This window comes from Streptomyces sp. NPDC059255, from assembly GCF_042752355.1.
Lineage (GTDB): Bacteria > Actinomycetota > Actinomycetes > Streptomycetales > Streptomycetaceae > Streptomyces.
The window spans coordinates 1-20528 of sequence record NZ_JBHYZP010000063.1 but is presented as its reverse complement, the minus strand read 5'-3'; the positions used below and the strand labels follow the sequence as shown (position 1 = coordinate 20528).

14 protein-coding genes are annotated in these 20528 nt (G+C 73.1%); 8 read left to right on the top strand and 6 right to left on the bottom strand.

From position 1 onward, the window contains the following. Nucleotides 1-55: 55 nt before the first annotated feature. Nucleotides 56-4894 (top strand): hypothetical protein, encoded by a 4839-nt coding sequence (locus ACFXKG_RS39725; protein WP_384850014.1) that lies wholly within the window; start codon nucleotides 56-58, stop codon nucleotides 4892-4894. On the opposite strand, the gene ACFXKG_RS39720 is transcribed toward ACFXKG_RS39725, so the two are convergent. Continuing rightward, the gene (locus tag ACFXKG_RS39720) at nucleotides 4881-5351 is read right to left on the bottom strand and encodes a hypothetical protein (RefSeq protein WP_384850011.1); all 471 of its coding nucleotides are present in this window, start codon (nucleotides 5349-5351) and stop codon (nucleotides 4881-4883) included. The genes ACFXKG_RS39725 and ACFXKG_RS39720 overlap by 14 nt on opposite strands. A gap of 446 nt (nucleotides 5352-5797) precedes the next feature. Here ACFXKG_RS39720 and ACFXKG_RS39715 point away from each other — a divergent pair, with 446 nt between their 5' ends. From ACFXKG_RS39715 to ACFXKG_RS39700, 4 genes are read left to right on the top strand one after another with little or no spacing between them, the layout of a single operon-like run. After that, on the top strand, nucleotides 5798-8713 hold the full coding sequence (locus tag ACFXKG_RS39715; RefSeq protein WP_384850037.1) for a nitrate- and nitrite sensing domain-containing protein: 2916 nt from the start codon (nucleotides 5798-5800) through the stop codon (nucleotides 8711-8713). After that, a complete protein-coding gene (locus ACFXKG_RS39710; RefSeq protein ID WP_329828359.1) occupies nucleotides 8710-9150 on the top strand; it encodes a roadblock/LC7 domain-containing protein in 441 nt (146 codons plus the stop codon). The genes ACFXKG_RS39715 and ACFXKG_RS39710 overlap by 4 nt, the downstream gene beginning before the upstream one ends. A gap of 10 nt (nucleotides 9151-9160) precedes the next feature. Next, on the top strand, nucleotides 9161-9556 hold the full coding sequence (locus ACFXKG_RS39705; RefSeq protein WP_329828358.1) for a DUF742 domain-containing protein: 396 nt from the start codon (nucleotides 9161-9163) through the stop codon (nucleotides 9554-9556). After that, the gene (locus tag ACFXKG_RS39700; RefSeq protein ID WP_382898807.1) at nucleotides 9537-10145 is read left to right on the top strand and encodes an ATP/GTP-binding protein; all 609 of its coding nucleotides are present in this window, start codon (nucleotides 9537-9539) and stop codon (nucleotides 10143-10145) included. Before ACFXKG_RS39705 ends, ACFXKG_RS39700 begins: the two co-directional genes overlap by 20 nt. Nucleotides 10146-10297: 152 nt before the next feature. On the opposite strand, the gene ACFXKG_RS39695 is transcribed toward ACFXKG_RS39700, so the two are convergent. Then, complete coding sequence (locus tag ACFXKG_RS39695) at nucleotides 10298-11152, bottom strand: M15 family metallopeptidase (RefSeq protein ID WP_384850007.1); 855 nt, start codon at nucleotides 11150-11152, stop codon at nucleotides 10298-10300. A gap of 139 nt (nucleotides 11153-11291) precedes the next feature. Between ACFXKG_RS39695 and ACFXKG_RS39690 the strand changes: the two genes are divergently transcribed. After that, nucleotides 11292-11831 (top strand): NUDIX domain-containing protein, encoded by a 540-nt coding sequence (locus tag ACFXKG_RS39690; RefSeq protein WP_384850004.1) that lies wholly within the window; start codon nucleotides 11292-11294, stop codon nucleotides 11829-11831. Nucleotides 11832-11878: 47 nt separating this feature from the next. Here ACFXKG_RS39690 and ACFXKG_RS39685 read toward each other — a convergent pair whose 3' ends face one another. Beyond that, nucleotides 11879-14380, bottom strand: a complete 2502-nt coding sequence (locus ACFXKG_RS39685) for a TIM-barrel domain-containing protein (RefSeq protein ID WP_384850001.1) — start codon at nucleotides 14378-14380, stop codon at nucleotides 11879-11881. A 226-nt stretch (nucleotides 14381-14606) separates the two neighbouring features. Here ACFXKG_RS39685 and ACFXKG_RS39680 point away from each other — a divergent pair, with 226 nt between their 5' ends. Beyond that, nucleotides 14607-16607 carry an acetoacetate--CoA ligase gene (locus ACFXKG_RS39680; protein ID WP_384849998.1) on the top strand — a complete coding sequence of 667 codons (2001 nt, stop codon included), beginning with the start codon at nucleotides 14607-14609 and terminating at the stop codon, nucleotides 16605-16607. 78 nt (nucleotides 16608-16685) lie between these two features. Beyond that, on the top strand, nucleotides 16686-17747 hold the full coding sequence (locus ACFXKG_RS39675) for a hypothetical protein (protein ID WP_384849995.1): 1062 nt from the start codon (nucleotides 16686-16688) through the stop codon (nucleotides 17745-17747). Nucleotides 17748-17858: 111 nt separating this feature from the next. Here the strand turns inward: ACFXKG_RS39675 and ptsP are convergent, their stop codons facing one another. The 3 genes from ptsP to ACFXKG_RS39660 form a co-directional block, all read right to left on the bottom strand. Further along, on the bottom strand, nucleotides 17859-19529 hold the full coding sequence (ptsP, locus tag ACFXKG_RS39670) for a phosphoenolpyruvate--protein phosphotransferase (RefSeq protein WP_384849992.1): 1671 nt from the start codon (nucleotides 19527-19529) through the stop codon (nucleotides 17859-17861). Nucleotides 19530-19619: 90 nt separating this feature from the next. After that, nucleotides 19620-20069 (bottom strand): PTS glucose transporter subunit IIA, encoded by a 450-nt coding sequence (locus tag ACFXKG_RS39665; RefSeq protein ID WP_384849989.1) that lies wholly within the window; start codon nucleotides 20067-20069, stop codon nucleotides 19620-19622. A 248-nt stretch (nucleotides 20070-20317) separates the two neighbouring features. Next, a partial coding sequence (locus ACFXKG_RS39660; RefSeq protein WP_384849986.1) for a hypothetical protein occupies nucleotides 20318-20528 on the bottom strand: 211 nt, incomplete at its 5' end.

The window sequence follows — 20528 nt, the reverse complement described above, 5'->3', positions numbered from 1 at the left end:
CCCGCCCACGGCCCCCGCCCCACCCGCCCCGCCATTCACCAGACGAGAGTCCGCCATGTACGAGCTGTCCCGGGTCCGCCTCTACTCCATCGGCCCCGCCGGCGCGCGCTACGCCGACACCGTGCTCGACCTGCGCGGAGTGGGCGCCCCCGTGCCGCACCCCGCGCCCACCCAGGCGGAGTTCTTCGAGGAGGAGCCGGTCGGCCCGCCGCGCCGCCCCGCCCCCGCGGGGGTGCTCTTCCTGGAGAACGGCGGCGGCAAGTCCGTCCTGCTCAAGCTGATCTTCTCGGTGATGCTGCCGGGACACCGCAACACACTCGGCGGCGCCAGCTCCGGCGTGCTGCGCAAGTTCCTGCTCGCGGACGACTGCGGCCATGTCGCCCTGGAGTGGCAGCACACCCTCACCGGGGAACTCGTCGTCGTCGGCAAGGCCAGCGAGTGGCGCGGCCGGCAGGTCTCCAACGACCCGCGGAAGTTCGCCGAGGGGTGGTACTCCTTCCGGCCCGGCCCCGGACTCAGCCTCGACTCGCTGCCGGTCGCCGAGTCCACCGCCGTCCGGCCGCCCGCCGAAGGCGTCTCCGGCGCGCGCGGCAGGCGCCGCACGATGAAGGGCTTCCGCGACGCCCTCACCGAGGCGGGGAAGTTCTACCCCCATCTGGACATCCACTGGGAGGAGATCCACGACCGCTGGAACGAACACCTCGGCGATCTGGGCCTCGACCCCGAACTCTTCCGCTACCAGCGCGAGATGAACGCCGACGAGGGCGAGGCCGCCGGTCTCTTCGCCGTCAAGAAGGACTCCGACTTCACCGACCTCCTGCTGCGCGCCGTCACCGACACCCGGGACACCGACGGCCTCGCCGACCTCGTCGGAGGCTTCGGCAACAAGCTGGGCCGCCGCGCCGAACTCACCGCGGAGCGCGACTTCACCGCCGGTTCCGTCGATCTCCTCGGCCGGATCGTGGCGGCGACCGAGACCCGCGGCCGCGCCCGCGACGTCCACGCGGGCGCCGAGCGCCGGGCCCGTACGCTCGTCACCCGGCTCATCGCACGGGCCGGCGAGGAGCGCGGCCGGGCCGCCGACCTCGCCCAGCAGGTCACCGCCGCCGCCCACACCGTGACCGAGGCCGAGCGGTCGCGCGGCCACAGCGCGCTGATCGCCGCCGAACTCGCCTACCGGCACGCCTCCCTGGCGCTCACCGCCGCCGAGAAGCGCGCCGCGGCCCAGCGCCGGGAGCTCACCGACGCCCGTACGCTCCACTCGGCCTGGCAGGCCGCCGAGAGCGTGCTGCGCCACCGGGCGGCGTCCGACCGCTCCGCACGCGTGGCCGTCGCGATCCGGGAGGCCGAGCGGGACGCCGCGCCCGCGCTGGCCGCCCGCGCCACGGCCGCGGCCGATCTCGTACGGGCGCTGCACGCCGCCGCCGAGGAGGGCGAGCGTCTCGCGAACGAGGAGGAGGAGCGCTCCGCCATCCTCCAGGAGACCGGCGAGGCCGCCCACCGCGACGCGACCGCCGCCGCCACCGACGCGCAGCGCGCCAGAAGCGAGGCCGGGCATCTGCGCCAGCGTCTCGCCGAGGTCGAGCAGGAGACGGCCGAGGCGGTCCGGGCCGGCTGGCTCGACGACTCCGCGCCCGACGCCGACCCGGCCCGTGCCGCGCTCGCCGCCAGCGACGCGGAGAAGGCGGCCGTCGCCCTCTGGGACGCGGCTCGCGACGCGGCGCGTACGTCGGCTGAGCGCGCCAGGGAGGGCGCCTCCGCCGAATCCCGCGCCGAACTGGCCGCCGCCCGCGCCGCCGACGCCGCCCGCGCAGCGGAGCAGTCTTACGAGGCGGAGCGCCGCGCCGCCGAGTCGATCGCCGGGGACGAACGCCTCGCCGAACTGCTGAGCCTGCCCACGACCGTCGCGGCCCTGACCACGTCGCAGGCGGGGGTCCCGGGCCAGCGCACCGGCACGGACCCGGCGCCCGACGGGACGACGAACGCGACGTCGGCCGGGACGCAGACCGGTCCGCAGACCGGGCCGAACACGGCGCCCAACGGCCCCGCGGCCCACCGGCCCGGGGCGTCCCCGCACCCCTCCGAGGGCCCCCTGAGCCCCGAGGAGCTGGACCGGTACGCCGACGAGCTGCGCGAACTCCTCGACCAGGGCATCGCCGCCGCCGAACGGAACCTCTTCGAGCTGCGGACCGCCGCCGCCGACGACGCGCGGATCCTCGGCGCCCTCGGCGACGGCGGGCTGCTGCCGCCGGGCCCCGATGTGCTGGCCACGGTCGAATTCCTCGGCGAACACGGCATCCCCGCGCTGCCCGGCTGGCGCTATCTCGCCCAGGCCGTCGACCCCGCCGACCATGCCGCCGTGCTGGCCGCCAGGCCCGAGCTGGTCGACGGCGTCGTGATCACCGACCCCGACTCGCACGCCCGCGCCCGGGAGGCGCTCGCCGGCGCCGCGCTGCTGCCGCGCTCCACCGTGGCCGTCGGCACCGCCGCCGCGCTGCTGGCCCCGGTGCCGCCGCCGGGCGCGGAAGGTGCCGAGGGCAGCGGGGTCCTCGGCGTCTTCCTCGTACCGCCGAACCCGGCCATGCACGACGAGCACGCCGCCGACGAGGAGCGGCAGACGCTGCGCGCCCGCGCCGCCGCCCGCGACGAGGAGATCCGTACCCTCGCCGCCCGGCTGACCGGCGACCGCTCGCTCGCCGCCAGGATCGGTTCCTGGCGCGCCGACTGCCCGCCCGGCATGCTCACGGAGCTGTCCGCCGCCGCGGCCACGGCCCGGGAGAGCGCGGAGACGGCCGCGGCGGCACTCGCCGAGGCCCGTACGGTACGGGCCGAGGCGGACGAGGCCGCCGCCGACACCGCCCGGGTCCGCGACGAACGCCAGGAGGCCGCCCAGCGCGCCCGCCGGGCCGCCGACGTGCTCTCCGGGCTCGCGCACCGGCTCCGTGACCGCGCCGGATGGCAGGCCAAGCTCCGGGAACTGGCCGACGACGCCACCGAGTACGAGGCGCGCGCGGCCGTCTGCCTGGAGCGGGCCCGCGCCGCCGACGAGGACCGCAGGGCCGCCCAGCGCGCGGGTGACGACGCCCGCCGGACCGCGCGCGCCCTGCGCGCCGAGCGCGCCGAGATCGCCGGCGCCCCCGAGACGGTCCCCGACGCGGCGCCGGACGCCCCGCGCACCGCGCTGCCCGCCCTGCGCGAGGCGTACCGCGCGGCCTCCCAGCTGTACGAGAAGGTGGGCGTCGGCGCCGACCTGCGCGCCGAACAGGCCCGCGCCGAGGGCGACGAGAGCGCCGCCCTCGCCGAACTGGACCGGCTCACCAACAAGGTCCGTACCCGCGCCGGGCAACTGCTCGAATCCACCGACGGAGCCGACGGACCCTCCCGGCAGGCCGCCGCCGCCCGCGCCGAGTCCCTGGTCCAGATGCTGGAGTCGCGCGCCTCGGCCGCCAGTGAACAACTGGGCCGGTTCCGCGGCGAGGCCGAGCGGCTGGCCCCCGACGACGGCGACACCCACACCGAACTCCCCGAGGACCAGGCCCCGGCCGACGCCGAGCAGGCGCAGATCCTGCTCCGTACGGCCACCACCGAACTGGCCGTACGGTCCGACGCGCTGGAGACGGCGCGGGCCGCGCACAGCGAGCTGCTGTACGCGCACCGCGCCGCCGAGGAGGCGGCGGGCGGCTTCGACGAGACCGCGGCCCTCCTGCGCGACCTGCTGCGCGGCGCTGTCACCGAGGAGACCGACCCCGGGGAGGCACCGCGCCCGCCGGAGCCGTATCCGGGCACGCTGGAGGAGGCCCGCGGGTCCACGGGCGAGGCCCGCCGGGCGCTGCGCGGCTGCGCGGCCGACCTCTCGGCGGCGGAGGCGGGCGTACGGGAGGCGTGCGACGTGCTCGTACGGCACGCCAACTCCACCCGGTACGAGCAGGTGCGGACCCCCGCCCGGCAGCAGATCCGCGAGCTCCCGGCCGCCGCGCTGCCCGAGCACGCAGCGGCGTGGGCGCAGGCGTTCGCACCCCGGCTGAGGGTGCTGACGGACGAGCTGGCGCAGTTGGAGCGCAACCGCGACTCCATCGTCGACCGGCTGCGCGGTCTGGTCGACTCCGCGCTGACGACGCTCCGTTCGGCCCAGCGGCTCTCGCGGCTGCCCGAGGGCCTGGGGGAGTGGTCGGGGCAGGAGTTCCTGCGGATCCGCTTCGAGGAGCCGGACCGCGCGACGCTCACCGAACGGCTGGGCGAGGTCATCGACGAGGCCACCCGGGCCGCCCTCAAGAAGAACTCCGACCTCCGCAGGGACGGCATGTCCCTGCTGCTGCGCGGTGTCCAGGCCGCCCTCGAACCCAAGGGCATCGCCGTCGAGATCCTCAAGCCCGACGCCGTGCTGCGCGCCGAGCGCGTGCCGGTCGGGCAGATGGGCGACGTCTTCTCCGGCGGTCAGCTGCTGACCGCCGCGATCGCCCTGTACTGCACGATGGCGGCGCTCCGCAGCAACGACCGGGGGCGCGACAAGCACCGGCACGCGGGCACGCTCTTCCTCGACAACCCGATCGGCCGTGCCAACGCCACGTACCTGCTGGAACTCCAACGCGCGGTCTCGGACGCGCTGGGCGTGCAGCTCCTCTACACCACGGGTCTCTTCGACACGACGGCGCTCGCCGAATTCCCGCTGGTCATCAGGTTGCGCAACGACGCGGATCTCCGTGCCGGGCTGAAGTACATCAGCGTGGAGGAGCACTTGCGCCCCGGGCTGCCGCAGCAGGACCCGGACGGCGAGCCCGTGCACGGGGAGATCACCGCGACCCGCATGTTCAAGCGGACCCCCGACCCGGCCTCCACACCAGCCCCGGCTCCAGCCCCGTCGGACACCGGAGAGGAGCGGGTCAGGCCGTCTTGAGCCCGGCCCCTGCCTGTTCCTCGCTCAGGGCGGCGGCGCCCGCCGGCGGTATCCGTACCCCCTCGCGCGCCGCCTTCCTGTCCGCCCGCCGTGCCCTGCGCCGTTCGCGGCGCAACTGGCGTGCCGTACTGCTGGGCACGGACACCACTCCGTAACGCTGGTTCCACACCTGGCGCGTCACCCAGACGTCCAGCACACCCCACGTCGCCACCACCGTCGAGGCCACACTGCTCAGCACCATCGGGAAGGCCAGCCAGGACCCCGCGAGCGTGCTGAGAAACGCAATCATGGCCTGAATCAGTGTCACCGAGGTGATGATGACCGCCCGGACCGCGGCCGTCCTGACCGGATCCGGCATGCGGTAGGACCGCGCGGGCTCCTCGACCCACAACCCGCGCGAGACCCGCTCGAACTCCCCCGTTCGCACCGCGCCCCGCCGTTCATCCGTCTGCTGCATGGACCGTCACTCCCCAACCCCGCTGTCCGTCCCAAGGGGGACTGCCCGGCTCGTCACGCTTCACGCCACTTCGGAATCGAACCGATTCCGAACGGTGATGCGCGAACCGCCCGTAGCGCTCCGGACTTCCCCTGATCCCCGTACATAACGACGAATGTCCACCCACGAAGATTCCCGTCCTGGCCGTCATCGGACCGTCACCCGGCCGTCAAGCGAATGATTTCGGCCATCTGTCCTGACCGGTACGTGTCTTCCCTCGTGGCCTCCATACATCAGAGGCGGAAGCCATCTCGCCGAATACCGGGACAACCCATGATCAAGGAGGCAGGGGACGGCTGAAAAACATCCGGACGTGTCTTCGAGTTGCCGGTGTGACAGTAGTAGGCTCGCGCCGTTTGCTGACGAAGTATCTCCCGCATCAGGCGGGGATCGACCAGGGGGAGGCCATGCGCTTTCGCGGGAAATCCATCCGCCGGAAGATCGTGGCGCTGCTGCTCGTGCCGCTCATCGGGCTCACCGTTCTCTGGGGGCTCGCGACGACGCTCGCCGGCACCCCGGCCAAGCAGCTCGTCGATGTCAGCTACGCGATCGAGAAAATCGGCCACCCGGTGGAGGACAGCATCCGGGTCCTCCAGAGCGAGCGCCGCCAGACGCTGATCTTCCTGGCGGACCCCGAGGCCGTCGACTCGCTCACCGAGCTCCGCAGCCGCCGCAGCGACACGGACCGGGCGCTGACCACGGTCAGACGCAACGCCGCTTCCGGCGTGCGGGACCGGATGGACACCATCACCTCCGACCGGCTCGGCAGGCTCCTCGGCGACCTGGACGGCCTCGACCTGATGCGCCGGTCCGTCGAGGAGAGCACGGTCACCCGTGAGGGTGCCCTGGACTTCTACAACAAGCTCATCGACCCCAGTCACAACGTCCTCGCCTCCCTCTACAGCAACGAGGACATGGACGGCGACAACTGGGGTCGTGCGCTGATCGGCCTGGACCGCGCCAAGGAGATGCTCTCCCGGGAGGACGCGCTCGTCGCCTCCGCGCTGGTCGGCCGCGAGATGACCGCCGAGGACCTGCGCCGCACCTCCGACCTGGTCGCCAACCGCGTCCTGCTCTACGAGTCCAACCTGGCCGACCTGCCGCTCTCCGACCGCGCGACGCTGGAGCAGTACTGGCGGACCCCCGCCACCCTGGAACTGCGCGAGACCGAGGACCGTCTCATCGCCGGCGGGCCGGCCAAGAACCCGAAGTCGGTCAGCGCCAAGAGCTGGCAGCGGATGACGGCCTCCGTCCTCAGCGACCTCACCGACGAGAGCGCGGAGGCCAGCTCCCTCTACCGGGACCACATCGACCCCGTCCGCCAGGACGTCTTCGTCAGGACCGGACTCGCCGCGGCCCTGGGCCTGCTCACCCTCCTCATCTCCATCTTCGTCTCCACCCGCGTCGGCCGTGACCTGATCCGCGACCTCTCCCGGCTCCGCAAGGAGGCCCACGAGGTCTCCGGCGTGCGCCTCCCGAGCGTCATGCGCAGGCTCGCCGCGGGCGATCCGGTCGACGTGGAGACCGAGGCGCCGCGTCTCGAATACGACAGGGACGAGGTCGGCCAGGTCGGCCAGGCCCTCAACACCCTTCAGCGCGCCGCCGTCGAGGCCGCCGTCAAACAGGCCGACCTGCGGCGCGGCGTCTCCGAGGTGTTCGTCAACCTCGCCCGCCGCAACCAGGTCCTGCTCCACCGGCAGCTCACGCTCCTGGACACCATGGAGCGCCGCACGGAGGACACCGAGGAACTGGCCGACCTCTTCCGCCTCGACCACCTCACCACCCGTATGCGGCGCCACGCCGAAGGCCTGGTGATCCTCTCCGGCGCCGCCCCCTCCCGCCAGTGGCGCAAGCCCGTCCAGCTCATGGACGTCGTACGCGCGGCCGTCGCGGAGGTCGAGGACTACGAGCGCATCGAGGTCCGCAGGCTCCCGAGGATCGGTGTCGGCGGCCCCGCGGTCGCGGACCTCACCCACCTCATCGCCGAACTCCTGGAGAACGCCACGGTGTTCTCGCCCCCGCACACCGCGGTGCAGGTGCACGGCGAGCGGGTCGCCAACGGCTTCACCCTGGAGATCCACGACCGCGGTCTGGGCATGGCCCCCGAGGTGCTGCTCGACGCGAACCTCCGGCTCGCCGAGACCCCCGAGTTCGAACTGTCGGACACCGACCGGCTGGGACTGTTCGTCGTCAGCCGGCTCGCCCAGCGGCAGAACGTACGGGTCTCCCTCCAGCCCTCCCCGTACGGCGGCACGACGGCGATCGTCTTCCTGCCCGTCGCGCTGCTCACCGACGCCCCCGAGACGGAGGGCACCGGCTTCCGGCTCGACCGGAAGAACGCCCTGGAACGGGGGCGCGGCCGCGCCGACTCCGGCGGCGGGCGGCGTACCGCACTGGCGCAGGTCCCCACCGGACTGGGCAGCGGCCCGTCGGTGCTCGACGGCCCGGTCGAACTCGAAGCACCGGTCGGTGCTCTGGGGGCCGACAGCGGGCCGGTAATCGGCGGAGGTGACGGCATCGGCGATCTCGATGACACGGAGAGCGAGCGTGGCGGCCTGTTCCGCGCGCGCGAGCACCTCCGCGACACCACCCACAGCACACCCGACGCCCACGCCCGGCGTGAGGGACGTGACGGTTACGACGTACGGGACACCCGTGACGGCCGCGACGCCCGAGGCGACCTGTACGACGTACGGGACGCCCGTATGAGCCGCGACGAACTGCGCGAGCTCCGCGACGAGAACCGCCGCGACGACAGCCGTGACGGCCGCGACTTCCGCGACCGGCGTGACGGCCGGATCACCCCGGCCCCGCGTGGCCGGCACGCCCGGCAGGACCCCGGGGCCGACACCGGATCCGGATCCGCCGACGACCCGGTCCTGCCCCGCCGCAAGCCCCCGACCCTGGTCGCCGACCGCGGTCGGCGGGTGGACGAGCCGGAACGCGGTCACCCGGCACAGGACCAGCCCGCCCCCGGCGGGACGGGCGGGCGCGGCAGGTCCGGCATCCCGCCGCAGACCACCCGCCGTGCCGGGGCCGGGGCGCCGTCGGACCAGGCACCGGCCATGATCGACGGACTGCCCCGCCGGGTCCGGCAGGCCAGCCTGGCCCCGCAGTTGAGGGACGTCGCGCAGGACAGGAATTCCGGCCCGGGGCCCGGCGAGGGCCGGCCCGTCGAGCAGGAGCGGGACGCGGACGAGGTCCGCAGCCGTATGGCGTCGCTCCAACGCGGCTGGCAGCGCGGTCGTCGGCAGAACGACGCCGAGGACTCCAGCGCCCGGGTCGAGACTCAAGGAAACACATCGGAGGGGGACGGTCGATGACCGCACCGAATGTCGCAGCACGCTCCACCGACCCCAATGGCGCGGGAGAGCTCAACTGGCTGCTCGACGAGTTGGTCGAGCGCGTCGCCAGCATCCGTAAGGCAGTGGTCCTCTCCGGGGACGGCCTCGCCACCGGCACGTCGAAGGACCTGACGCGTGAGGACGGTGAGCACCTCGCGGCCGTCGCCTCCGGATTCCACAGCCTGGCCAAGGGCGTGGGCCGGCACTTCGAGGCCGGCCGCGTCCGGCAGACCGTCGTCGAACTCGACGACGCCTTCCTCTTCGTCACCGCGGCGGGCGACGGCAGCTGTCTCGCCGTGCTCTCCGACGCGGACTCGGACGTCGGTCAGGTCGCCTACGAGATGACGCTCATGGTCAAGCGGGTCGGGGTCCACCTGGGCACGGCCCCACGGACCGGCCTGCCCGCCGGAGGGTGAGTGGGCTGAGATGAGTGACTCAGGTCAGGATCCGCAGCACTGGTTCGACGGCGAAGCCGGACCGGTGGTGCGTCCGTACGCGATGACGCGTGGCCGCACCAGCAGCGCGACGCGCCACCAGCTCGACCTGATCGCGCTCGTCGTATGCGAACCCGAGGCCGGCGACCCCGGCCGGGACCAGACGCTCTCCCCGGAACACGTGGAGATCGTGGATCGCTGCTACACGAGTCCCCAGTCGATCGCCGAACTCTCGGCGGGCCTCGATCTCCCCGTAGGGGTGGTCCGGGTGCTCGTCGGGGATCTCGTCGAGGACGAAATCGTGCGTGTAACCCGTCCCGTTCCGCCGGCCGAGCTGCCGGACGTGAGCATTCTCCGCGAGGTGATCAATGGTCTTCGGGCGCTCTAGCCGCAGGCAGCGTCCGGTCGATCCGGTGGCGCTGAAGATCCTCGTAGCGGGGGGCTTCGGGGTGGGCAAGACCACCCTGGTCGGCGCCGTGAGCGAGATCAGGCCGCTCCGTACGGAAGAGATGCTGAGCGAGGCCGGCCGGCCCGTCGACGACGTCGACGGCGTCGAGTCCAAGACGACCACCACGGTCGCCATGGACTTCGGCCGGATCACCCTCCGCGAGGACCTCGTGCTGTACGTCTTCGGCACCCCCGGGCAGGACCGGTTCTGGTTCCTCTGGGACGAGCTGGCCCAGGGGGCCCTGGGCGCCGTCGTACTGGCCGACACCCGGCGGCTCGCGGACTCGTTCGCCGCCGTCGACTACTTCGAACGGCGCGGCATTCCCTTCACGGTCGCCGTCAACTGCTTCGAGGGGGCCGACCGCTTCCCCGGCGAGACCGTACGCTCGGCGCTCGACCTCGACCCCGAGGTCCCGCTGGTGATGTGCGACGCGCGCGAACGCGAGTCCGTCAAGGAGGTGCTGGTTTCGGTGGTCGAACACGCCATGACCCGCGCGGCCCTGTCGCGCGAGCACGCGCCCACCTCCTGACCGCCCCCCCAGCCCCCGCCCTCTCCGGCCTCTCCGGCCCCTCTCCGACACGAGAACCGGAGACGGCCGCGCGGCGTCCCCCACCACGGGGGACGGCCGGAGCCCACGGGGGTGGTCCCGGCCGTTCCCGCGCCGTTCTCGGGACTCCGGGCTCAGCGGCCGCGAACCGAGCCCCGTGCCACCGGGAAGTCGAAGTAGGTGTCCGGGAACGTCTCCGGCTTGTGGGTGAAGTGCCACCACTCCTCGGGCAGGTTGGTGAATCCCACTTCGGTCAGGGCCGACTTCAGGAGCTGCCGGTTCGCCCGCTGCGCGCCCCGCACGCGCGGGTCGTCGGTGTGCGAGAGCGTGTCGAAGCAGTCGAAGCCCGTTCCCATGTCGACGGAGTTGTCCGGAAACCGCTTCTCCTTCGGTCCGTGGCACGGAGTGAGCGGTTCGCCCGGTACGTACGGACGCGTCGGCAGGGCCGGCAGCCTCACCAGCGTCAGGTCCACCGTGGAACCGCGGCTGTGCCCGGACTTCTCCGCGATGTAACCGTCCTCGAACAGCCGTGACTTGTCGACGCGCGGATAGAACTCCGCCTTCATACGCTCGTCCTGGAGATCCTTCGCCCAGCGCACGAAGTGGTCCACGGCCCGCTGTGGCCGGTAGCAGTCGTACACCTTCAGGGAGTAGCCCTTCCGCAGCAGTCGCCACTGCGCCGTGCGCAGCGCCTCGGCGGTGGACCGGGTGACGATACAGACCGGTTCCCGGTAGCCGTCCACCGGCCGGCCCAGGAAGGTGTGCCGGGTCGGATACCGCATCTCCTGGATGATCGTCGGAGCGACCGTGCGCAGGGCGACGAACTCCGCGGGCGCGGTCGGCTCGGAGCGGGTCGGGGCGGGCGCCGCTCCGGCCCGTGCGACGGAGGCCGCTCCGGCACCCGGGGCGGGCGTGATAACAGTGAGCAGCACGGCGGCGCAGGCGGCAGTGACGGCCAGGGCGCGGCGCGGGAACGCGATTCTTGTCATGACCACATGGATCTATCAGCTTCACGGGCGAGAGGAAAGGGCGATCGCATACAGTCCGCCCCATCGGGCGGTCCCGGCCATGTCCGGTACGGTCCCGGCGCGTCCCGTACGGTCCCGGCGTGTCCGGTACAGTCCCGGCGTGTCCGAGCCCCGGAAGAAGACCGACGCCCACGCGTTCTGCGGTTACTGCGGCGCCCCGTACCCCGCGGCCGCCGGCTGGCCCCGCACCTGCCCGGCCTGCGGCGCCACCGCCTACCGCAACCCGCTGCCCGTCGCCGTCGCCCTGCTGCCGGTGACCGACCGCCAGGGCACCTCCCTGGTCGTCATCACGCGCACCATCGAACCCGCGTACGGCGGCGTCGCCCTCCCCGGCGGATTCATCGACCACCGGGAGGACTGGCGCCACGCCCTCGTCCGCGAACTCCGCGAGGAGACCGGCATCGAGGCCGCCGAGCGGGACGTCACCCTGGCCGACGCGCTCAGCTCACCCGACGGCCATCTCCTCCTCTTCGGCCTCCTCCCGGAACGCCCCGCCGCGAGCCTGCCGCCCTCGGTCCCCACGGCCGAGACCTCGGGCCTGCACCTGCTGCGCGCCCCCGCCGAACTGGCGTTCCCGCTCCACACGGAGGCGGTACGGGCCTGGTTCGCCGGCTGCTACGCCACCGGGCCACGCGGCTGACCGTACGGCGGCCGACCGTACGGCGGTACGGAGCCGTACCGGCCCGGTCAGCCGGCGGCCTGGCCCCGGACCCGTACCGGCCACCGCGGGGGCGCCGCGCCCTCGTCCGTCACCCGCTCGACCCGGACGGCGCCGTCCACCAGCCGGGAGGTGTAACGCTCCACCCGGGGCTCGGGCTCCCCCTCGGACCCGCCCGCCGCGGCACGCTCCGCCGCGCCGACGGCCCCGAGCTCCGCCGCGCCGCCCGCCCCGCGCTCCGCCGCGTCTCCCGCGGCCTCCGCCGGCTTGTCGCCACCGTCCTCCGGATCCAGCACCACCAGCCCACCGCCCGCGCGCCCCCCGGCCGGAGTCCACGCCTCCAGCTCCATGCCCCCGTCCGACCCCCGTACCGGAATCACCGCACCCGCCCGCGCCAGCACCGGGATACGGGACGGCGGCGCGTCCAGCAGCACCTGGCCGGGCCCCTCGTACGCCTGCTCCGTCACCGTGTCGTACCACCGCCCACGCGGCAGCCGCACCGCCCGCCGGTCCTCGCCCCGCGTCAGCACCGGCGCCACCAGCAGCGCGTCACCCAGCAGGAACGCGTCCTCGCAGTCGCGCAGCGCCCGGTCCTCCGGCGCGCCCCACCACAGCGGCCGGACGTACGGCGCCCCCGTCAGCCGCGCGAGCTGAGCCAGCGTCACGAAGTAGGGCCGCAGCCGCTCCCGTTCGTCGAGCGCGGCCCGCGCGTGCTCCAGCACCCGGGGGCCGAACTCCCACGGCTCCCTGCGCCCCGCGTCGATCGCCGCGTGCGTACGGAACAGCGGCAGATACGCGCCGAGCTGGAACCAGCGCAGATACAGCTCGGGCGACGGACTCCCGTCGAAACCGCCCACGTCAGGACCCGAGTACGGCACCCCGCACAGCCCGAGCCCCAGCACCAGCGCGAGCGACGCGCGCAGCCCGGGCCACCCCGTCGACACATCGCCGGACCACGTCCCGCCGTACCGCTGCATCCCCGCCCAGCCCGAGCGCGAGAACAGGAACGGCCGCTGCTCGGGGCGCAGCCGCCGCAGCGCCTCGTACCCCGCCCGCGCCATCGTCAGCCCGTACACGTTGTGGGCCTCGCGGTGATCGCCGCCCCGGCCCTCCAGCGCGTGCCGGGCCGAGCGCGGCAGGGTCGGGTCGCCGAACGGCGCGAAGGACACCGGCTCGTTCATGTCGTGCCACACCCCGGCGAACCCCTGCGCCAGCCGCTCCTCGTACAGCTCGCCCCACCAGTCGCGCACCGCCGGATCGGTGAAATCCGGGTAGACGCACTCACCGGGCCAGACGACGCCCCGCACCGGGCGCCCCCGCGCGTCCCGTACGAACGCCCCGCCGCTCCCCGGGTCCCCCGCGCGCGCACCGAGCGCGCGCCCGCTGTCGTACACCGCGTTCCCCGGCTCCGCCTTCACCGCCGGATCGACGATCGAGACCAGCCGCACCCCCTCCGCGCGCAACTCGGCCGCGAGCCCCGGCAGATCGGGGAAGCGCTCGCGGTCCACCGTGAAGACCTGGTGTGCGTCGTAGTGGTCGATGTCGAGATGGACCGCCGACAGCGGCAGATCCCGCTCGCGGTACCCCGCCACGATCCGCCGCACCTCCCGCTCGCTGCCGAACCCCCAGCGCGCGTGCTGCGGACCGAGCGCCCAGGACGGCGGCGCCACGGGCGCGCCGCTCAGCGCCGTCCAGCCGTGCAGTACCCGCGCCGGCGTGCCGGTCACCACCCAGCAGCGCAGCGGCCCGCCCTCCATCCGCAGTTCGGCCGTGCCCGGCCGGTCGTGCCCGGAGCCGGCGCCCTCCTCGCCCTCGCGCAGCGTGACCCGGCCGTCCCAGGAGTTGTCGTGGAAGGCGAGGTGCGTACCCGCGTCGGCCACGACGAGCTGCACCGGCATCGTCACGTACAGCGGATCGTCCCCCGGACCGAACCCGCCGCCCGGATCCGTGTTCCACAGTCGGTACGTGCCGTCCCGCAGCCGCGGCCCCGACGCCCGCCCGCCCAGCCCGAAGAACCGTGCGTCCGCCGCCACCTCCGTCCGCTGCACCCAGCGCGCGCCGCCGCCCGCCACCGGTTCCCACCAGCGGGGCGGCAGCTCCCGGCGGAGCACCACACCCCCCGGCGTACGGACCTCCACACCGCCGTGGCGCGACACCGCCACCGTCACCCGCTCCGACACCACCCGCCAGCCGCCGTCCTTGTCCGGTTCGAGACCGGCCCGCGGATCCGGCTCCGGCGGGGCACCGGCCAGCCCGTACGACGGCAGCGGACCCGCCCCGTCCCACCCCCAGAAGACCGCGCCGCCCACCATGACGCACACCCGCAGCTCCGCCCGCGCGAACCGCACCGTCCCACCGCCCGGCAGCGGCTCGGCCCCCGTGACCGGCCCCGGCACCCGGGCCCGCTCCGGGCCGCGCGGCGCCAGCTCCCGGGCGTCCGCCCGCCGCCCACGCCACGCCGACCGTACGGAGCGCAGCCCCCGCACCGATCCGACCACTCTCATCGAACGCACCAGTTCCCGACCGTCCATGCTGCTCAGCCTGCCATCCGCGCCGCCTCCGGGGGACTCCGTTCAACTGCCGTTCACCCGTGGCGCCCCCGGTCCGACATCACGGACGGAACCTGGTGCCGCGGACGATCACATGGCATCGTCCGTACCACGTCACCACGTCACCAACGTCATCGAGTCATCTCGCACCACGTCATCTCGCACCACGTCACACGTGACCACTGCCGAGCCAGCCGGGAGCCGCCCCATGACCGCAGCCGCCAGCCCCGACACCCCCCTGTGGCAGCCGAGCCAGGACCGGGTCGCCACGGCCCGGATCACCCGCTTCCAGAGCTGGGCGGCCGAGCGGTACGGCGCACCGGCCGACGGCGGCTACGCGGCACTGCACCGCTGGTCGGTCGAGGAGCTGGAGACGTTCTGGGCCGCCGTCGCCGACTGGTTCGACATCCGGTTCGCCACCCCGTACGAACGCGTCCTGGGCGACCGCACCATGCCCGGCGCCCAGTGGTTCCCCGGCGCCACCCTCAACTACGCGGAGCACGCCCTGCGTACGGCGGACGACCCGGCCCGCGCCCAGGAACCGGCGCTCCTGTACGTCGACGAGACGTCCGAGCAGACCGCGGTGAGCTGGGCGGAGCTGCGCCGCCAGGTGACCGCGCTCGCGGCCCGGCTGCGCGAGCTCGGCGTACGCCCGGGGGACCGCGTCAGCGGCTACCTCCCCAACATCCCGCAGGCCGTCGTGGCGTTCCTCGCCACCGCGGCCGTCGGCGGGACCTGGACCTCGTGCGCGCCCGACTTCGGCGCCCGCGGCGTCCTCGACCGCTTCCAGCAGGTCGAACCCGTCGTCCTCGTCACCGTCGACGGCTACCGCTACGGCGGCAAGGAGCACGACCGCACCGGCACCGTCGCGGAACTCCGCCGCGAACTGCCCACCCTGCGGGCCGTGGTCCACATCCCCCTGCTCGGCACACCGGCGCCGGACGGCGCCCTCGACTGGACGGACGTCGTCGCACCGCCCGAGGACCCCTCGGCCGAGCCGGCGGCCCTCGCCTACGAGCACGTCCCCTTCGACCACCCCCTGTGGGTCCTGTACTCCTCCGGCACCACCGGCCTGCCCAAGGCGATCGTCCAGTCCCAGGGCGGCATCCTCCTCGAACACTTCAAGCAACTCGGCCTCCACTGCGACCTGGGCCCCGAGGACCGCTTCTTCTGGTACACCTCCACGGGCTGGATGATGTGGAACTTCCTCGTATCCGGGCTGCTCACCGGCACCACGCTCGTGCTGTACGACGGCAGCCCCGGCCACCCCTCCGTCGACGCCCAGTGGGCCGTCGCCGAGCGGACCGGCGCCACCCTCTTCGGCACCTCGGCCGCGTACGTCATGGCCTGCCGCAAGGCCGGCGTGCACCCGGGGCGCGACCACGACCTCTCGCGCGTCGGCTGCGTCGCCACCACCGGATCGCCGCTGCCGCCCGACGGATTCCGCTGGCTCCACGACGAGGTCGCCGCGGACCTGTGGATCGCCTCCGTCAGCGGCGGCACCGACGTGTGCAGCTGCTTCGCCGGGGCCGTCCCCACCCTCCCCGTCCACGTGGGGGAACTCCAGGCACCCTGCCTCGGCACCGACCTCCAGGCCTGGGACCCGCAGGGCCGGCCGGTCGTCGGCGAGGTCGGCGAACTGATCGTCACCCAGCCCATGCCGTCCATGCCCGTCCGCTTCTGGAACGACCCCGACGGCAGCCGCTACCGCGACAGCTACTTCGAGATGTTCCCGGGCGCCTGGCGCCACGGCGACTGGATCACCCTCACCGACCGGGGATCCGTCATCATCCACGGCCGCTCCGACTCCACCCTGAACCGCCAGGGCGTCCGGATGGGCTCCGCCGACATCTACGAAGTCGTCGAACGCCTCCCCGAGATCAGGGAATCCCTGGTCATCGGAGTGGAGGAACCGGACGGCGGCTACTGGATGCCGCTCTTCGTCCAGCTCGCCGAGGGCGCCGTACTCGACGACGCACTGCGCGACCGCGTCCGGCGGACGATCCGCGAACAGCTCTCGCCACGCCATGTCCCCGACGAGATCGTCGAAGTCCCCGGCGTCCCGCACACACTGACGGGCAAACGCATCGAGGTCCCCGTCAAGCGCCTCCTCCAGGGCACACCGCTGGACAAGGCCGTCAACGCCGGCTCCGTCGACAACCTCGAACTGCTCCGCTTCTACGAGAAGCTCGCCCGCGAACGCCCCTGATCCCGGCGGCGGACCGCCCGTTGTCAGACCCCCCGATTACTCTGAGTGAGCAAAGATCGACCATGTTCAGGGGGAGTCATGACACACACCGACCGCAGCCACACCGACCGCAGCCACACCGACCGCAGCCACACCGACCGTACGCACACCGACCACATCCGATCCGACCGCATCCGATCCGATCGCCCCCGCACCCGCGCGGCCAGGCGCCGCGCGCTGCGCCGTGAAGTCCCCAGCATCGTCGGCCTGTTGGCCGACGAGCAGGATTTCACCGCGATGCGGAGCTATCCCAGCTTCACCTTCGACGACCACGCGGCCTATCTCCGGCAGCTCGACGGGCTGCTGAGGGCGCTCGCGGCACAAGGGGTGCACACCACCGTCGCCCTCTTCGACCCGGAGGAGTTCGCGGAGTACTGCGAGGAGACGGGGCTCGACCCGGACACCCCGGACAGCCGCAGCCGCTTCACCGCCGCCATCCCGGCGAGCGGCGCCGCCGTCGCGTACACGGGCCAGCGCATCGACACCCTCGTCCCGCAGCTGGTCAACACCGCGATCCGCAGGGCCACCTGGGAGTACGTGACAACGCTCCTCGCCGACCTCGGCACCTGCGCGCAGTGCGGAGAGGACATCGGAACCGCGGCCTTCGACCGCGCCTCCCACATCCTGCTGCGCCTGCTGGAGGAGGCGGGCCCCGGCACCCACCACCTCGTATGCAGCGTCCCCGCGGGCGACGAACAGCTCCTGGCCGTCCTGCACGCGGAACGCGCGCAGGACGCGGAGGATGCTGAGGGCGCGTCGCCGTCCGGTGGCGCCACGGTGCCCGAGGACATCGCGCCCCTGGACAGCGAGGCGGCCCGCCTCGACGCGTCCGAGGCGGCCGAGTTCGTCAGCGTGCTCGCGGCGGGCATCGCCCTGGAGAGCGCCGGGGGAGTGGTGCTCCGTACGACGGAACCGGGCACCCCGGACCGGCTGCGCGGCTGGCGCCTCACCGCCGGGAGCCTCGTCCCCCTCACCGAGGGCGAGGTCTTCAGCGCCTACTGCACCGACGCGGACACCGGCGAGCCGCTCTCACCCGAGCCGGGCGTGGAGTACTGCGCGGGCTTCGACCTCCACCTGGACGAGAGCGGCCCTCACCACTAGAACCCGCTGGAACCCACCGGACCCCACTGGAACCCGAGGCCAAGGAGAAGGGGCTTCCTGCCGTGCACGGCAGGAAGCCCCTCAGGATCCCAAGGAACCCGGATCACCGGCTCATTCGCCGGACAGCACCGCCTGGGCGGCCTTCCTGGCCTCCTCCGCGGAGTCCGTCGCCCGTGCCGCGGCCGCGGCACGCTCGCACTGCGCCAGCGTGTGCTTGGCCAGCGCGGACCGGACATAAGGGATCGAGGCCGCGCCCATCGACAACGACGTCACACCGAGACCGGTGAGCACACAGGCGAGCAGCGGATCGGCGGCGGCCTCGCCGCACACACCGCAGCTCTTGCCCTCGGCCTTCGCGCCCTCGGCCGACAGCGCCACCAGATCGAGCAGCGCGGGCTGCCACGGGTCCTGGAGCCGGGAGACGGCGCCCACCTGCCGGTCGGCGGCAAAGGTGTACTGGGCCAGGTCATTGGTCCCGAGCGAAAGGAACTCGACCTCCTGAAGGATCGACCGGGCCCGCAGAGCGGCCGACGGAATCTCCACCATCGCACCGAACTTCGCGTTCAGCCCCGCCTCGCGGCACGCGTCCGCGAACGCCTTGGCGTCGGCGCGGTCGGCCACCATCGGCGCCATGACCTCCAGATACACCGGCAGTCCGGCCGCCGCCTTCGACAGCGCGGTGAGCTGGGTGCGCAGCACATCGGGATGGTCCAGCAGGCTCCGCAGCCCGCGCACACCCAGCGCCGGGTTGGGCTCGTCGGCGGGGGTCAGGAAGTCCAGCGGCTTGTCCGCGCCGGCGTCCAGCACCCGTACCACCACCCGGCCCTCCGGGAACGCTTCGAGGACCTTGCGGTACGCCTCTACCTGCTTCTCCTCGGAGGGGGCCCGCTCGCTGTCGTCCAGGAACAGGAACTCGGTACGGAACAGGCCGACGCCCTCCGCCCCCGCCTCGACCGCGGCCGGTACATCCCCGGGCCCGCCCACATTGGCGAGCAGGGGCACCTTGTGCCCGTCCGAGGTGGCACCGGGACCGGTCGACGCGGAGAGAGCGGCCTTCCGCGCGGCGGCGGAGGCCTCCAACTCGGCGCGCTTCGCGGCATCGGGGTCGACGAAGATCTCCCCCGTGCTGCCGTCGACCGCGATCACAGTGCCTTCGGCGATCTCTCCCGCACCCGGCAGCGCGACGACGGCGGGTACTCCGAGCGCCCGCGCGAGGATCGCGCTGTGGCTCGTCGGCCCGCCCTCCTCGGTAACGAAGCCGAGCACCAGAGCCGGGTCGAGCAGCGCCGTGTCCGCCGGCGCGAGATCGCGCGCGATCAGTACGTACGGCTCGTCGCTGTCCGGCACACCGGGCATCGGAACCCCCAGCAGCCGGGCGACGATACGATTCCGCACATCGTCCAGATCCGCGACCCGCCCGGCCAGGTACTCACCGGCTCCGGCGAGCAGCGCCCGGTAGGAGGCGAAGGCGTCGTAGACACCGCGCTCGGCCGTGGACCCGACGGCGATACGCCGCTCCACGTCGGCCATCAGCTCGGGGTCCTGCGCCATCAGCGCCTGAGCCTCCAGCACGGCCTGGGCCTCTCCGCCGGCCAGATTGCCCCGGGCGATCAGATCGGCGGCCACCGCCTCGACAGCCTGGTGGGCGCGTCCCTGCTCGCGCTCCGCCTCCTCCGCCGCGATCTGCTTGGCCGGCGGTTCGAGCACCGCGGTCCCCATGTGCCGGACCTCGCCGATCGCCACTCCGTGGCTGACCCCGACGCCTCGCAGAGTTGTCTCCATTTCACCCGTCTCCGGTTATGCGGCGACCGACTCGCCGCGATGGATGTACGACGGACGCGCCGCGTCCGTCCCTGGCATACGTCGCCGGCGTCACTGCCAGCCGAACAGCGCGTCGCCGGTCTTCACGTCGCCGTCCTCCCGGAGGTCGTCGAGCGCGTCGGCGGTGGCCTCCAGGGCCACGACCGGGCAGATCGGCGACTTGCCGGCCAGCTCGACCGCGGCGGGGTCCCAGCGCACGATTCCCTGCCCACGACTGACCGTGTCGCCCTTGCCGACGAGCAGTTCGAAGCCCTCACCGTTGAGTTGCACCGTGTCGATGCCGAGGTGGGTCAGTACCCCGTGCCCCTCGTCGTCCACGACGACGAAAGCATGGGGATGCAGGGAGACGACGACCCCGTCCACCGGTGAGACGACCTCGCCGGGTGCCCGCTCCGGATCGATGGCGGTGCCGGGCCCCACCATCGCGCCGGCGAAGACAGGGTCGGGGACGGCGGGCAGTCCGATGGCGCGTCCGGGCAGCGGGGCCGCGACGAGGGTCATGGGGAGCCTCCCAGGGGGGCGGGGAAAGAAGCAGGAGCCGTCGTCACCGTCCGTAGGGGAACGACGCGCTGTTCAGAAGGGTAAGTCATAGGAAGTGACGGTTCCGAGTAAGAGCTGCCGGTTGGCGGGCCTCGGGAGCACCGGAAACGATTTGCCTGTCCCGACCGGAGGGATGTACTGTCGTACTCCTGCCTGACGCCAACGTGACTTCGAGTCGGGGGTCGGCAGCATCTATCAAGCCTTGATCGTCATTCGGACTCCGCTTTTGCATGCCTGCGGAACGGGTGGTCAGGAAGTCGAAAAAGACCTGGTAGAGTTTGAAACACGAAATGCCGAAGGGAAGCGCCCGGAGGAAAGCCCGAGAGGGTGAGTACGAAGGAAGCGTCCGTTCCTTGAGAACTCAACAGCGTGCCAAAAGTCAACGCCAGATATGTTGATACCCCGACCTCCCGGAATGTT